Raw genomic sequence first — 16,111 nt, 5'->3', positions numbered from 1 at the left:
CCCCAGCGGCTTCAAGTACCCAGAGTATTGCTAAGAGAGAATAATGATGACTCACAAACAACGCGCGATTTTTGAGCCAGCACTGGTTCGTACAGCGCTGCTTGACGCAATGAAGAAACTGGACCCGCGCGTCCAGTGGCGTAATCCGGTGATGTTCGTGGTGTATCTCGGCAGTTGGCTGACTACCCTGATCTGGCTGGCGATGTTGAGCGGGCAAGCCACCGGTAGCGCCAGCTTTACCGGCAGTGTCGCCCTGTGGCTGTGGTTTACCGTGCTATTTGCCAACTTTGCTGAAGCACTGGCCGAGGGACGCAGCAAAGCACAGGCTGAGAGTCTGCGCGGGGTGAAAAAAACCAGTTGGGCCAAAAAGCTCTCTGCAGCTCGCGTTGATGCCCCCCATGAGAGAGTCTCTGCCGACAGTCTGCGCAAAGGTGACTTAGTGCTGATCGAGGCGGGTGACACTGTACCTTGCGATGGCGAAGTGCTGGAGGGGGGCGCATCGGTGGATGAGAGCGCCATTACCGGCGAATCCGCGCCAGTTATCCGCGAATCCGGCGGCGACTTCTCCTCCGTCACTGGCGGTACTCGCGTGCTGTCCGACTGGCTGGTGGTCGAGTGCAGTGCCAATCCGGGGGAGACCTTCCTCGACCGCATGATCGCCATGGTCGAAGGGGCAAAACGGCGCAAGACACCAAACGAAGTGGCGCTGACCATCTTGCTGATCGCGCTGACCATCGTCTTCTTACTGGCGACGGCGACACTCTATCCGTTCTCGGTGTTCAGTGTTGAGGCGAACCATGCCGGTAATCCCGTGACCATCACGGTGCTGGTGGCACTGCTGGTTTGCCTGATCCCCACCACCATCGGCGGCTTGTTATCCGCCATTGGCGTCGCGGGGATGAGCCGCATGTTGGGGGCAAACGTGATAGCCACCAGTGGGCGCGCGGTGGAAGCGGCCGGTGACGTTGATGTGCTGCTGCTAGATAAAACCGGCACTATCACACTGGGGAATCGTCAGGCGTCAGAGTTCTTGCCCGCGCCGGGGGTCACCGAGCAACAGTTGGCGGATGCCGCGCAACTCTCTTCGCTGGCCGACGAAACGCCGGAAGGTCGCAGTATTGTGGTGCTGGCGAAACAGCGGTTTAACTTGCGTGAACGGGACTTGCACAGCCTGAATGCCACCTTTGTCCCCTTCTCGGCGCAAACCCGCATGAGCGGCGTCAACGTGCAGGATCGGATGATCCGCAAAGGCGCGGTCGATGCCATTCGTCGCCATGTGGAGTCCAATCAGGGCCACTTCCCGCGCGCCGTGGATGATGCGGTAGAGAGTGTGGCTCGTACGGGTGGCACGCCGCTGGTGGTGGCAGATGGGCCACGGGTGCTGGGGGTGGTGGCGCTGAAAGATATCGTGAAAGGCGGCATTAAAGAACGTTTTGCTGAACTGCGCAAAATGGGCATTAAAACCGTGATGATCACCGGTGATAACCGCCTGACCGCTGCGGCCATTGCCGCCGAAGCGGGCGTGGATGATTTTCTGGCGGAAGCCACGCCGGAAGCCAAGCTGGCGTTGATTCGTCAGTATCAGGCGGAAGGTCGGCTGGTGGCGATGACCGGTGACGGCACTAACGACGCGCCAGCACTAGCACAAGCAGATGTGGCAGTGGCGATGAACTCGGGGACTCAGGCGGCCAAAGAAGCGGGCAACATGGTGGATTTGGACTCCAACCCGACCAAGCTGATTGAGGTGGTGCATATCGGTAAACAGATGCTGATGACCCGTGGCTCCCTGACCACCTTCAGTATCGCCAACGACGTCGCCAAATATTTCGCCATTATTCCGGCGGCCTTTGCCGCGACCTACCCGCAGCTCAATGCCTTGAACGTGATGCAGTTGCACTCCCCCGCCTCGGCAATTCTGTCGGCGGTGATCTTTAACGCGCTGGTGATTGTGTTTCTGATCCCGCTGGCACTAAAAGGGGTCAGTTATAAGGCGATGAGTGCCGCCGCTCTGCTGCGCCGCAACCTGTGGATCTACGGTTTGGGCGGCCTGCTGGTCCCCTTTGTCGGTATCAAACTGATCGACCTGGTGCTTACAGCATTAAATCTGGGCTAGGAAAGTAACCTGTTTCGTCAAAGCCACTACCCGCGTTGGTGGTGGCCCGTTTTAAGAGCCAAATTGAGGTAATAAAATATGTCATCAACGACCCCTATGTCATCCGCCAGCCGCATCTCCTACCTACGACCGGCCTTGGTGCTGCTGATCTTACTGACCCTGATCACCGGCATCGCCTACCCGTTGCTCACTACCGGGCTGGCTAAATTGATGTTTTCCCAGCAAGCTAAGGGTTCGCTGGTTATGCTAGGTGATGAGGTGATCGGCTCCAGTTTACTCGGCCAGAACTTTACCCAGCCGGGGTATTTTACCGGTCGTCCATCGGCCACGGCAGATATGCCTTATAATCCCATGGCCTCGGGCGGCAGTAATCTGGCAATCAGCAATCCGGCGCTGGATCAGGCGATCAGTGAGCGGGTTAAATTACAGCGTCAGGCCAATCCGGCACAAACCGGCCCAGTACCGGTTGATCTGGTCACCGCATCTGGCAGTGGTCTGGACCCAAGTATTTCGCTAGATGCTGCCTATTATCAAGCGCCTCGCATCGCCAGCGTGCGCCAAATGCCACTGTCCGAGGTGAAACAATTGATTGATAGCAACATACAGAAAGCGACACCTAATTTCTTCGGTGAATCAGTCGTCAACGTACTGAATCTGAATATGGCACTGGATGCTCAAAGTCACGTGGCAGTCCCGGCTAACCCGGCCAAACCTTAAGGACCCATTATGGTGGATGCAGAACCAACCCGCCCCGACCCCGACAGCCTACTTGCGGTCGCCAATGAGAAGCCCCGTGGTCGGCTGAAAGTCTTTTTTGGTGCCTGCGCGGGGGTGGGGAAAACCTACGCCATGCTGCAAGAAGCTCAGCGCCTACGGGCGCAGGGTTTGGATGTGCTCGTTGGGGTGGTGGAAACCCATGGCCGCAGTGAAACCGCTGCGTTGCTGGACGGATTGGCTATTCTGCCGCAAAAACGCATCCCTCACCGCAATCGTCAGATCCGTGAATTTGATTTAGATGCGGCACTGGCTCGCCATCCAGCACTGATCCTGATGGATGAGCTGGCGCACAGCAACGCCCAAGGCTCTCGCCATCCGAAACGCTGGCAAGATGTCGAGGAGCTGCTGGATGCCGGTATTGATGTGCTGACCACCGTGAATGTGCAGCATCTCGAGAGCCTGAATGATGTGGTCGGCGGCGTGACGGGTATCCGCGTGCGGGAAACTGTGCCCGATCATATGTTTGATGAAGCCACAGAAGTGGTGTTAGTTGACCTCCCCCCTGATGACCTGCGTCAGCGCCTGAATGAGGGCAAAGTCTACATTTCCGGTCAGGCAGAGCGGGCCATTGAGCATTTCTTCCGCAAAGGTAATTTAATCGCCCTGCGTGAATTGGCCCTGCGCCGCACCGCCGATCGGGTGGATGACCAGATGCGCGCCTTCCGTGATACACAGGGGCGCGAGCGCGTCTGGCATACCCGCGACGCCATCTTATTATGTATCGGCCACAACAGCGGCAACGAAAAACTGGTGCGCACCGCTGCCCGACTGGCAGCCCGATTGGGCTGTATCTGGCATGCAGTGTATGTGGAAACTCCGCGCCTCCATGGCCTGCCAGAAGCCCGACGGCGGGCCATTTTGCGCGTCCTGAAACTGGCGCAAGAGTTGGGGGCGGAAACCGCCACGCTGTCCGAACCCAGCGAAGAGAAAGCGGTGCTGCGCTATGCCCGCGAACATAATCTGGGCAAAATCATTATTGGTCGCCGCGTCGAAAAACAGTGGAAATTGCGCGGCAGCTTTGCGGATCGCCTTGGTAAGCTGGGGCCAGATCTGGATCTGGTGATTATCGCACTGGAAGATGATCGGGCCGCCAGTGTCGCGAAAGAGAGCGACGCGCGCACTTTCACCGAAAAGTGGCGCATGCAGCTGCGTGGCTGTCTCGCCGCCATCGGTTTATGCGCGCTGATCACGGTATTATCACAGTGGCTAATACCCGGCTTCGATCAAGCCAATCTGGTGATGGTTTACTTGCTCGGCGTGGTAATTATTGCTCTGTTCTATGGTCGCTGGCCGTCTGTATTGGCGGCAGTGATTAATGTCGCCAGCTTCGATCTGTTTTTTGTCCAGCCACATTGGTCACTGGCGGTGACGGATGTGCAATATCTGGTGACCTTTGGGGTGATGCTGATTGTGGGGATCGTGGTGGGCAATCTGACCGCCGGGGTGCGCTATCAGGCTAGAATTGCCCGCTATCGTGAGCAACGCGCCCGCCATCTGTACGAAATGTCCCGCGGATTAAGCCGCGCCCTCACCCCAGCGGATATTGCCAAAACCAGCCGCCATTTTCTCTCCAGCAGTTTTCAGGCCAAAACAGACCTGTTGCTGCCACAGGAAGATGGCCGTTTACAGCAAATCGCCACCGATGAAGGCGGCTGCCTCTCCGTTGACGAGGCTATCGCCCGCTGGAGTTTTGACAAAGGTGCGCCCGCGGGAGCCGGTACTGATACCTTACCGGGGGTGCCTTATCAATTGCTGCCGCTGACGGCATCCCAACAAACTTATGGTGTGCTGGCAATTGAGCCAGCGAACTTGCGCCAATTGATGGTGCCGGAGCAGCAACGGTTGCTGCAAACTTTTACCAGCCTGATTGCTAACGCGCTGGAAAGGCTGCATCTGGCGCGCAGTGCCGAGCTGGCTAAGTTGGATGCGGAACGGGAGCAACTGCGTAACTCGCTGCTGGCTGCGCTGTCACATGATTTGCGCACCCCACTGACAGTGCTATTCGGGCAAGCAGAAATTCTGACGTTGGATCTGGCCGCTGAGGGGTCGCGTCATGCGCCGCAAGCTAACCAGATCCGTCAGCAAGTGCTAAGCACCACCCGACTGGTCAATAACTTGCTGGATATGGCGCGTATCCAGTCTGGCGGCTTTAATCTGCGCAAAGAGTGGCAGTCACTGGAGGAGATCGTCGGCAGCGCACTGCATATGCTGGAAACCATCCTCAGTCATCATCAGATTCGTGTCGAGTTGCCAAGTGAAATGGTGCTGATCAACTGTGACGGTAGCTTGCTGGAGCGGGTGTTTATCAACTTGCTGGAGAATGCCCATAAATATGCCGGTCATGAGGCGTTGCTGGGCATTCGGGCTGTAGTGCAAGGCGAGTGGTTGAATGTGGAAGTATGGGATAACGGCCCCGGCGTGACCAGTGGGCAAGAAAATCTGATTTTTGATAAATTCTCCCGAGGAAACAAAGAGTCAGCTATCCCAGGCGTCGGCTTAGGGTTAGCTATTTGCCGTGCCATCATTGATGTTCACGGCGGGCTTATCTGGGTGGAGAAAAGCAAAGATGGCGGCGCCAGCTTCCACTTTACTTTGCCGCTGGAAGCCGCACCGGATATTGATGCTGATAATGTTGATATCGAGTACATTGATACAATAAATGGTGACAAATAAAATAGCCTAATGATGTAGACGAAAGGAGCCTACATCAGTAGATAAAAGGAGAACTGACTATTTCCACGACTAACATTTTAATCGTTGAAGATGAAAAAGAGATCCGCCGCTTTGTTCGCATTGCGCTGGAGAGTGAAGGCTGGCGGGTATTTGAGAGTGAAACCCTGCAACGAGGTTTGATTGAGGCAGGTACCCGTAAGCCGGATCTGGTCATTTTGGATTTGGGCCTGCCTGATGGCGACGGCTTGACCTATATTCAGGATCTCCGTCAGTGGAGTGCTATCCCAATTATCGTGCTATCGGCCCGCAACAGTGAAGAAGACAAAGTGCTGGCACTGGATGCTGGCGCAGATGACTACTTGAGTAAACCATTTGGTATCAGTGAGTTGCTGGCACGAGTGCGGGTAGCATTGCGCCGCCATAGCAGTGGCAGCCAGGGAAGCCCACTGGTGAATTTTGCTGATATCAGCGTGGATTTGATCAACCGCCAAGTCACCCGCGCAGGTGAAAATTTGCACCTAACACCGATTGAGTTTCGCTTGCTCTCAGCCCTGCTGGCGAATGCCGGCAAAGTGATAACCCAGCGCCAGTTGCTCACTCAAGTCTGGGGGCCAAATTATGTCGAGCACAGCCACTACCTGCGCATTTACATGGGCCACCTACGCCAAAAATTAGAAACTGATCCCACCCGCCCCAAACACCTGCTGACTGAAACCGGTGTCGGCTATCGCTTTATTCTTTAGTTCGAAAACCATTCATTCAATATATATTATTGAATATACTTCTCGCGCGTATATATAATACGTCATAATACTATTCTTATAATTATTCATAATAAAATATTAGTTTATAAAATGACAAAGCAAAGCTATTGTTATTAGCGGAACACACTAAAGGAGACATTATGAAAACTATAGAACAGTCAAAAGTAATATATGAGAGAAGTGCAAAGCACATTAATGATAAATATAGGAAAATAACGGAAACAGTTAATAACAAGGGTGAAATCACACTGGAATTTCACAATATAGAACCAGATGAATTATTTATAATAAAAGCAAATAGTAAATATGCCATCCGCATTATAGATAGTTATAAATATAGAACACAATATTTCATAGATACATTATATTTAAATAAAATAATGACTAAGGAAAACACATCGATAGGATTAATATCATTCGTGTTTTCTGACAATAGAGGTAATAAAACAAATAATCTTAACGTAGTCATGCTTAACAAAAAATATCAAATTGCCAATTTGAGCTGTAACTCCAACAGGTTGCTGGTCTTCGGCAGCAATAAAGCAGACATAATTGCAGGGAGCAAACAAGATGACATTATTTATGGTTATGGTGGTAGTGATAATATAGATGGTGGTGATGGTCGGGATACCATTGACGGAGGTGATGGTGATGATTCCATTTTTGGTGGCAAAGGGAGTGACACAATAAACGGAGGGGAAGGTCATGATGTGATCAATGGGGGTAAGGGTGCTGACGGCATTTCCGGAGGAGAAGGCAGAGACCATTTAACCGGGGGAGATCAAATAGATTACATAGAGGGGAACGAAGATAATGATTATATATCTGGTGATGGAGGTGATGATCAGTTGTATGGTGGTGCTGGTAATGACCTAATATTTGGTGGCAATGGTAATGACCGATTAGATGGCGATACAGATCACCTTGGTCAAGGAAGGCATAACACTATCGGTAATGACCATATATTTTCAGGTAAAGGTGATGACGTTATCATCGCGGGAAAAGGTAATGACTACTTAGATGGCGGTGAAGGGAGTGACATATATCACTTCTCTATTGGTGATGGCGCAAACATAATAAATGAGACTTCAGAAAATAATAACAGACTTCATTTCGATGAACATTTTTTTTACGAATTAGACATAACACGACATGGCTCTCATATGTTAATTACCAGTAAAATAAAAGGAGATAATTTACGTGTTTTAGTCAAAGACCAACTTGGTGAAGATGGGCCAAAGATTAAGTGGTTAGTCACAAAAACACATCCGGGTAGAACAGAGCCTGTATTTAGAATAGAAATACCTGCTATTTTTGCTGGGCGCACTCCAGACCTCGGTGACATTACAGATCCAGCTATCGCCGATATGTTAAAGAATGAACGTACCTATGGTATTAATAAGGTCATTTCTGTTTTCTTCCCCGAGAAGCCAGGCATTAGCACTGAAGATGGTATTAGCACTGAAGATGGTATCAGCATGCTAACAGAAGTAATATCAATGCAAGAAAAATATGAGCTGGCTGGTTATTCCGAGTTTGAAATTCTACCAAAGAATGTAACCCATTATGTCACTTCATTGATTAACCGATAACCCCCTATTTCATTGATGAAAATAAGGTAGGAAAAGGTTCGCTCAGGGCGTAACATCGTATTTTTGTTGTAAAAATAGGTATATCCGTGATGAGTACATGGCTAATTTACGCCCTACTGTCTGCCCTCACCGCCTCCTTGGTAGCCATCTTTGGTAAAATCGGCTTGCAAAATTTAGACGCCAATACCGCAACCGCTGTCCGTGCCGTGGTGATGGCGCTGTTTTTAGTCGGTGTGGTGGTGGTTCAGGGGAAGTTTAATCTGGTCGGTGCTGTTCTGGCAGATAAAAAAGCGCTGCTGTTTGTGGTGTTAAGTGGCGTCGCCGGTGCATTGTCTTGGCTGTTCTATTTTATGGCCATTAAAAACGGCAATGTCTCGCAAGTCGCGCCTATTGATAAACTGAGTGTCGTTTTCGCCGTCATTCTGGCTTTTATTCTATTTGGCGAGAAGATTTCGCTGGTTGCAGGGCTGGGAGTTGCGCTGATTACTGCTGGAGCTTTGATGGTGGCATTGGGGTGATTGGGGTGATTGAATACAGTAAAAAGGCAGCGCTTAGACTGCCTTTTTCATCATGTTTTTACCGCTGGCTATTTCGCGCTAGCCAGCACGTCGCTGACAATACCTACCGCTTCCTGCTCTATCTTTTCTCGGTGTTCTGCGCCAAGGAAACTTTCACAGTAAATTTTGTACGCCTCTTCCGTGCCAGATGGACGGGCGGCGAACCAGCCGTTGTCAGTCATCACCTTCAGTCCACCAATTGACGCACCATTACCCGGTGCACTGGTTAAACGCGCGGTGATAGGATCGCCTGCCAACATACTTGCCTTCACCATTTCAGGTGACAGCTTAGACAGTACATTTTTCTGCGCCTGTGTGGCCGGAGCCTGAATACGGTTATAACTTGGTGCACCAAAACGTTGTGCTAACTCATCGTAGTGATGCTGTGGGTTCTTGCCGGTCACTGCCGTGATTTCCGCCGCCAGCAAGCACATGATGATGCCATCTTTGTCGGTGGACCAAGGGGTGCCATCAAAACGCAGGAAGGATGCCCCCGCACTCTCTTCGCCACCAAAACCAAAGCTGCCATCGTGCAACCCATCGACAAACCATTTAAAACCAACGGGCACTTCCACCAGGTTGCGGCCCAAATCAGCCACCACCCGGTCGATCATCGCACTGGACACCAGCGTCTTACCCACGGCCACATCAGCGCCCCATTGCGGGCGGTGCTGGAACAGGTAGTTGATCGATACAGCAAGATAGTGGTTCGGATTCATCAATCCGGCTGGCGTCACAATGCCATGGCGGTCATAGTCGGGATCGTTAGCAAAAGCTAAATCAAATTTGTCACGCAGCGCCAACAGGCCCGCCATCGCAGACTCTGATGAGCAATCCATGCGGATCACACCATCATGATCAAGATGCATAAAGCGGAAAGTCTGATCGATGGAATCATTGACCAGTGTCAGGTCCAACTTATAGTGCTCACCAATACGTTGCCAGTAGGCAATACCTGAGCCACCGAGCGGATCAACACCTAATTTCAAGCCAGCACGTTGAATAGCGGGGATATCTACCACATCGACCAAGCCTTCAACATAGGGCTGAATCAAATCTTGTTCGCGCAGATGATTGCCGCGCCAGGCTTTATCCAGTGATTGGCGTTTCACCCCTTCTAATTTCAGGCTGAGCAACTGGTTAGCGCGCTTTTCAATCACCGAGGTCAGATTGGTATCTGCCGGGCCGCCATTGGGTGGATTGTACTTGATGCCACCATCTTCAGGCGGATTGTGGGACGGCGTGATAACAATGCCGTCAGCCAAAACTTTACCCTGCACGTTATGACAAAGAATGGCATGTGAGATAGCGGGGGTCGGGGTGAAACCATTATCTTGTTGCACCACCACATCTACGCCATTCGCCGTCAGCACTTCCAATACTGAAATAAAGGCCGGTTCAGACAAGGCGTGGGTATCTTTGCCCACATAACAAGGGCCAGTAATACCGTGCTGGTGACGAACTTCCGCGATCGCCTGAGCGATAGCCAGAATGTGTGCTTCATTAAAGCTGTGACGTAATGAACTGCCACGGTGCCCAGACGTGCCAAATTTGACGGCATGGGCTGGGTTTTCTGCGTCTGGCTGCAATACATAGTATTGCGACGTCAACTGAGCAACATTAATCAAATCGCTTTGCTGAGCTGCTTGCCCAGCACGAGGGTGGTTAGCCACAATAACTACTCCCTATATACCCGTTATTTTTCAAGTTGCAGAGCTCTGGCCGCGCTTGTTCACGGCCTTGCTGCATCTTGAAATCAATGGGGCACAGTTTCAACGAAATTAGATAGTTCCACACACTTTATCAGTCAAATCCGGCGGGAACTGCATTGCTAACATGATGTGTTGCACCATGCTGCGCTTACGCTCGGTATTGGTATTGGTAATCACCCAGTATGGCGTACCGGGGACATGTTTGGGCTTGGTATGTGTCCCATTTTGCAATAGCGTCTGTTGATCGCCCGCAAAATAGACCCGAGTACGGCCATGCAATGATTCAGTCGCCTCAGTAAATGCTTGAGCATCTAGCGTGTAGAGGGTTGATAACACTAACATAAAGCGGTTAACCGCCCTATTTTGCTCCGCATACTCATCGGACAGCAGCAATTCACGCACGGCACGAACCCGATCCCGTGGTGCCGGAGCCACCGCCACTTTTGCCGCATCATGACAGGTAGCTGAACTGGCTACCGGCTGACCCGCGGTAAATTTCAACATACGCCGTAAAATATCGGATGCACTTTCACCAATGTGTTGCGTATGACTGGCAATATAGCGATAAAGCTCTTCGTCGAGTTCAATAGTTTTCATTATTATCCAGTACGGTTTTCTACTTTCTTATGCATATCTAGGGATTATAAAGTCAAAGCGCGCTAACGAGTACCTTTATCATGGCATTATTGGGATAATAACCCGCACCGCCAGCAACCACTCAACAATCCGCATTTATTTGATAAACACATGCCTGATAAACCTATGCCTAATAAAATCGTGGCGCAGCACACCTTTGCTCAGTCATGATACCCTAACCAGAATATCTCTCAGCATGAACTTCGCCATGAAATTAAACTTCCGCTTACAAAACGCACTTTCCCCCACTCCGTCACTGCCAATCATTCTGATCCATGGGCTATTTGGTAATCTTGATAACTTGGGTGTATTGGCCCGCGACCTACAAAAAGATCATAACGTCATTCAGGTTGATTTGCGCGATCATGGTCTATCGCCTCGTTCGCCACAGGTGAATTATCCCGATATGGCGCAAGATGTGCTGGAACTGATGGACCAACTTGCAATAGAGAAAGCGATAATTATCGGCCATTCGATGGGCGGAAAAGTCGCAATGGCACTGACGGCAATGGCTCCGGATCGCATTGAAAAAGTGGTCGCGATTGATGTGGCACCGGTCAATTATCAGGTACGCCGCCACGACGCCATTTTTACCGCGCTCAATGCCGTGAGTGCCGCGGGTATGACTCAGCGTCAAGAGGCTGCTCAACTGATGCGCGAGTCAATAAAGGAAGAGGGTGTTATCCAGTTCTTGCTGAAGTCATTTCAGAATGGCGAATGGCGCTTTAACGTGCCTGCGTTGTGGGACCAATACGAAAATATTGTCGGCTGGCAGCCCATCCCAGCCTGGCCTCACCCTATTTTGTTCATTCGTGGTGAGTTATCGCCCTACATCCAAGACAGCCACCGTGATGAGATTGCCCGCCAATTCCCGCAAGCCCGCGCCCATGTCGTTGCAGGAACCGGCCACTGGGTACATGCTGAGAAGCCGGATTCTGTCTTGCGAGCTATCCACCGCTTTATCGATGAAAATCCAGCGGACGAGAAAGCACACTGAATAAAACACACACAGTGCGCCACAGATGTTGATTAAAAATTATACCCTGGGGAAAAGAAATGTATTTCCTGTGGAAAAATTGTGCAAAAAAGAACGAATTAGCCCAATCTAATCACAGTAAAGCATTGTCGTTGCTCGCTTGGCTGGGGTATTATGGCGCGCTATAAATTTGCTGCGGTGTTTGGTAGCAAATGCAAATTCAGGCTGCTGGCATAGAGGTTATTCAATGCGTTCTATCTCTGTTCTAAGCTTGGAATGTGTAAACCAAATCATCGAGAAAGGCTTCGTCACGCTTTCTGATGTAACTCCCTTGTAGTACCGCTACCTATGGCAAAAGAACAAACGGATCGCACGACGCTGGATCTGTTCGCAGATGAACGCCGTCCGGGGCGCCCGAAAACAAACCCATTATCCCGTGATGAGCAGCTTAGAATTAATAAGCGAAATCAACTACGGCGCGATAAAGTACGTGGCTTACGACGCGTGGAACTGAAGATTAATGCCGATGCCGTCGATGCTCTCAACAGCCTTGCTGAGCAGCGTAACATCAGCCGCAGTGAACTGATTGAACAGATGTTGCTTGCTCAATTAGCCCACGATCAAGACGGATTTTAACCCTATCAGTTACCACGATGGCGTGGCGTAATAACTTACGCCACGCCGTTATTTCTTTACACCCTTCGTATTTGAAACTATAGGGCCGTTAGCGGCTCTCACTCACCCGAGTCACTTACCTATGTCAGCGCATTGGGACTGGCTCATTTACTGCCTACCTGTAGCTCCAACTACGTTGGGTATATGCTTTTGGCTCAGGTCTTACTAGAAGGTTTCCCAGTTAGCATTGCTGTCTACCTTGGCGGCAACAGGGGCTAGTTTTAAAGGATTTGTCCGAGATTTCACCGCCGATTTTGCCCGCGCATCATCTGACTGCAATTTAAATACCGCCACCGCCCGATTTAGCTGTGTTGCTTGCTCTTCCAACGAGGCCGCAGCGCGCGAAGCTTCCTGCACCAACGCGGCATTCTGCTGGGTCACGCTGTCCATCTCTGCCACCGCTTGCCCAACCTGACTGATGCCCTTACTTTGCTCATCAGAAGCCGAGGCGATCTCCCCCATCAAGTCCGTGACGTTAGTAATGGAGCGAACAATTTCGTCCATGGTTACGCCCGCACTTTCCACCAGCGCTGACCCGCTTTTGACACGGTTGACCGACTCGGTGATCAAACCATCAATCTCCTTCGCCGCCTGTGCACTGCGCTGTGCCAGATTACGCACTTCACTGGCGACCACCGCAAAACCACGGCCCTGTTCACCGGCTCTGGCCGCTTCAACGGCGGCATTCAGCGCCAAAATATTGGTCTGGAAAGCAATGCTGTTAATCACGGTAGTAATATCCGCGATTTTGCGCGAACTGGCGGAGATCTCATCCATAGTGTGGACAACATCAGCCACCAGTGCCCCGCCTTTTTTCGCCGTGATGGAGGCATTAGCCGCCAGTTGACTGGCGTGATGCGCATTATCCGCATTGTGTTTTACTGTGGCGGTTAGCTGCTCCATGCTGGCTGCTGTCTCTTCCAGCGCGGCGGCCTGCTGCTCGGTACGGGATGATAAATCGGTATTGCCGGCAGAAATTTCGGCCGCGCCATGATAAATCCCATCAGTACTGCTACGAATAGCCTCCACGGTATTGACCAGGCTGGTTTGCACATCGCGCAGTAGCGGGAAGAGCTGCCCGACGCAGTTACGCCCAAAATCGACGATAGGCTGCCCAAGTTGGCCGGCAGCAATAACCCGAAAATGCGCACGGATATCATCCAATGGACGCACCAGATTGGCCAACAAGTAGCGGTCAGTGGCCAGTAAAATCACCAAGCCGGCCACCAAGGCAGAGATCAGTGTCATGCTGCTCACTTTCGTCAGTTGCGAGAATTGCACTTTCGCCACGCCAATGGCCTTTGAAGCCGCCTGATTAAAACTTTCGGCAACCGAACCATATTGGCGGCTTAATGCAGGCACCGTTTTTTTCGCCAGATCCTGATAAACAGCAAGATTGTTATCCATCGCGGCTTGATAAAGCGGCGTCACTCCCTGCTCAATTAATCCACTCCATCCATCAATCACCCCAGCGACGATAGCGGGATCAATCTGTGCATGATCGATAGCTTTAAACTCCGCGAGTCTATTCTTCAGATTATCCAGCGCGGCATTAGATGATTTGAGTTCTTTGTCCGCATCCACCACGTTACCGCTCTGACGATAATCTACTGCGCGAGCCAGACGTGTCACCATACGGAAATATTGATCCGTCCCCTGATTAACTAAATTCATGTTCTCAACCAACACAGAATTTGCATTAGACGATTGTGTAAGTTGGTTCAGAGATAGCAACGTATAGGCAGATACGCCGCCCCAGAGTAGGCAAAAGGCGCCAAGCACCCAAAGTAGCGCTGCTCTAATAGTAATATTTTTTAAAAACTGCATGTTCGTTCCCCTTATATATCGGATGGTTACCGTTAGAGACCTGGTGTTATTTGATGACCGAAAAGCAATAAAGGACGTTCCATACAGCTAACGACAACTCCTTTCCGGCAAATTTTCATCTGACGGTTTCCCCCTGGCACCGCTAATTGCAACCTTGCGGTTACACAACGGTTATCGGCAATGACGTTATAAGGTTGAGCAACTCACAAAAATTTAATATCGCATAAACTTGATACCCGTCTGCCGGGGATTTCTGGCATGATGTCGCCCTATGAAATGTGTTATATTGTTGGGCTGAAAACTCAATGATTCGCATAACTATTTGAATTTATAAGGTATTAAGTTATATGGCGACTGTAGGCATTTTCTTTGGCAGCGATACTGGCAATACCGAAAACATTGCCAAGATGATCCAAAAGCAACTGGGCAAAGATGTTGCTGAGGTTCACGACATTGCCAAAAGCAGTAAAGAAGACTTAGAAGCCTTCGATATTCTGCTGATCGGTATCCCAACTTGGTATTACGGCGAAGCGCAGTGTGACTGGGATGATTTCTTCCCGACACTGGAAGAGATCGATTTCAATGGCAAGTTGGTGGCTCTATTTGGTTGCGGTGACCAGGAAGATTACGCAGAGTATTTCTGCGATGCGATGGGTACCGTGCGCGACATCATCGAACCCCGTGGGGCCGCGATTGTCGGTCACTGGCCAACTGCTGGCTACCACTTCGAAGCCTCCAAAGGCTTGGCTGATGACGATCACTTTATCGGTTTAGCCATCGATGAAGATCGCCAACCAGAACTGACCAATGAACGTGTTGACGCTTGGGTAAAACAGATCAGTGAAGAGATGAATCTGTCTGAGATCACCGGTTAATTTGTTCACCACGGAAACGCTATGGCGTATTTAGCCTCGCTGGGCGTTTCCGTTGCTTTTCATCCCTTTCACCATTCTCTGTTAAGCAGCCCACAGATCCGCATTTTCATTAGTGAAAAACAAAAATAAGTCGCTACAAATTTGTAACGTTATACGTAGCGGATATAGACTAAAATGATGCTATAACCCCACTCATCAATACACTGCATGATTAATCTAACAAAGTGTGCAATTATATCTTTGTTAACAACCCCGGTTTTCATTTGGGGCTAGCAGTTCTATAATGAGACGCAATTGTAATTATTGCGCCACGGATGTCATAGGCTGAACAGCCTTAATTTGAATCGATAGTAACAGGACTGAATCCGCATGACTGACAACAACAAAGCCTTAAAAAACGCTGGCCTTAAAGTAACACTGCCCCGGCTGAAGATTCTGGAAGTGTTGCAAGATCCGGCGTGCCACCACGTCAGCGCGGAAGATCTTTATAAAAAGCTGATCGATATCGGTGAAGAGATTGGTCTGGCGACGGTTTACCGCGTACTGAATCAATTTGACGATGCCGGTATTGTTACCCGCCACAATTTCGAAGGCGGTAAATCAGTCTTTGAGTTGACGCAGCAGCATCATCACGATCACCTGATTTGCCTGGATTGCGGTAAAGTGATCGAGTTTAGTAATGAAGCGATTGAGACTCTTCAACGTGAAATCTCTAAGCAACACGGCATCAAGCTGACCAATCACAGTCTATATCTGTACGGCCACTGTGAATCCGGCGATTGCCGTGAAAACGAGTCTGCGCACGATAAAAGATAATGCGAGGTTATCGCATTGATCTTATAAAGATTTTAAGCACTGAATCACCTTAGGTCTATTTTTCGCCTAGATAGCGCTCCATTAGTGTTTTGCCACTGTGGGCGCTATGAGGACATTC

The 16,111-nt window shown here is 50.5% G+C and carries 13 protein-coding genes; 10 read left to right on the top strand and 3 right to left on the bottom strand.

Going from position 1 to position 16,111, the window contains the following annotated elements:
- Positions 1–46: 46 nt before the first annotated feature.
- The 6 genes from kdpB (at position 47) to ACZ76_RS15125 (ending at position 8,437) form a co-directional block, all read left to right on the top strand.
- Entirely contained in the window at positions 47–2,113 is a 2,067-nt protein-coding gene (kdpB, locus tag ACZ76_RS15150; protein ID WP_048620326.1) for a potassium-transporting ATPase subunit KdpB, read from the top strand.
- Positions 2,114–2,191: 78 nt separating this feature from the next.
- Positions 2,192–2,830, top strand: a complete 639-nt coding sequence (kdpC, locus tag ACZ76_RS15145) for a potassium-transporting ATPase subunit KdpC (RefSeq protein WP_048619671.1) — start codon at positions 2,192–2,194, stop codon at positions 2,828–2,830.
- A gap of 9 nt (positions 2,831–2,839) precedes the next feature.
- Positions 2,840–5,563: a two-component system sensor histidine kinase KdpD gene (gene kdpD / locus ACZ76_RS15140; RefSeq protein WP_048619670.1), complete on the top strand. Its 2,724-nt coding sequence runs from the start codon at positions 2,840–2,842 to the stop codon at positions 5,561–5,563.
- A 53-nt stretch (positions 5,564–5,616) separates the two neighbouring features.
- Positions 5,617–6,306, top strand: coding sequence for a two-component system response regulator KdpE (gene kdpE / locus ACZ76_RS15135; RefSeq protein ID WP_048619668.1), 690 nt, complete (start codon positions 5,617–5,619; stop codon positions 6,304–6,306).
- 161 nt (positions 6,307–6,467) lie between these two features.
- Positions 6,468–7,919 (top strand): calcium-binding protein, encoded by a 1,452-nt coding sequence (locus ACZ76_RS15130; protein ID WP_048619666.1) that lies wholly within the window; start codon positions 6,468–6,470, stop codon positions 7,917–7,919.
- 89 nt (positions 7,920–8,008) lie between these two features.
- Entirely contained in the window at positions 8,009–8,437 is a 429-nt protein-coding gene (locus ACZ76_RS15125) for an EamA family transporter (protein WP_048619665.1), read from the top strand.
- Between the two features lie 68 nt (positions 8,438–8,505).
- On the opposite strand, the gene pgm is transcribed toward ACZ76_RS15125, so the two are convergent.
- On the bottom strand, positions 8,506–10,149 hold the full coding sequence (pgm, locus tag ACZ76_RS15120; protein ID WP_048619664.1) for a phosphoglucomutase (alpha-D-glucose-1,6-bisphosphate-dependent): 1,644 nt from the start codon (positions 10,147–10,149) through the stop codon (positions 8,506–8,508).
- Positions 10,150–10,257: 108 nt separating this feature from the next.
- A complete protein-coding gene (gene seqA / locus ACZ76_RS15115; protein ID WP_048619663.1) occupies positions 10,258–10,785 on the bottom strand; it encodes a replication initiation negative regulator SeqA in 528 nt (175 codons plus the stop codon).
- A gap of 247 nt (positions 10,786–11,032) precedes the next feature.
- Here seqA and ybfF point away from each other — a divergent pair, with 247 nt between their 5' ends.
- Positions 11,033–11,821: an esterase gene (gene ybfF, locus ACZ76_RS15110; RefSeq protein WP_048619662.1), complete on the top strand. Its 789-nt coding sequence runs from the start codon at positions 11,033–11,035 to the stop codon at positions 11,819–11,821.
- Positions 11,822–12,148: 327 nt separating this feature from the next.
- On the top strand, positions 12,149–12,436 hold the full coding sequence (gene ybfE / locus ACZ76_RS15105; RefSeq protein ID WP_004875618.1) for a LexA regulated protein: 288 nt from the start codon (positions 12,149–12,151) through the stop codon (positions 12,434–12,436).
- A gap of 204 nt (positions 12,437–12,640) precedes the next feature.
- Here the strand turns inward: ybfE and ACZ76_RS15100 are convergent, their stop codons facing one another.
- Positions 12,641–14,302: a methyl-accepting chemotaxis protein gene (locus tag ACZ76_RS15100; protein ID WP_048619661.1), complete on the bottom strand. Its 1,662-nt coding sequence runs from the start codon at positions 14,300–14,302 to the stop codon at positions 12,641–12,643.
- A 347-nt stretch (positions 14,303–14,649) separates the two neighbouring features.
- Here ACZ76_RS15100 and fldA point away from each other — a divergent pair, with 347 nt between their 5' ends.
- A complete protein-coding gene (fldA, locus tag ACZ76_RS15095) occupies positions 14,650–15,177 on the top strand; it encodes a flavodoxin FldA (RefSeq protein ID WP_005277133.1) in 528 nt (175 codons plus the stop codon).
- A 369-nt stretch (positions 15,178–15,546) separates the two neighbouring features.
- A complete protein-coding gene (fur, locus tag ACZ76_RS15090) occupies positions 15,547–15,993 on the top strand; it encodes a ferric iron uptake transcriptional regulator (protein WP_004875622.1) in 447 nt (148 codons plus the stop codon).
- The last annotated feature ends 118 nt before the right edge of the window (positions 15,994–16,111 follow it).

It is taken from the genome of Yersinia aleksiciae, from assembly GCF_001047675.1.
GTDB classification, from domain to species: Bacteria; Pseudomonadota; Gammaproteobacteria; order Enterobacterales; family Enterobacteriaceae; genus Yersinia; species Yersinia aleksiciae.
The sequence above is the reverse complement of the archived record's forward strand: the minus strand, read 5'-3'. Positions and strand labels throughout refer to the sequence as shown.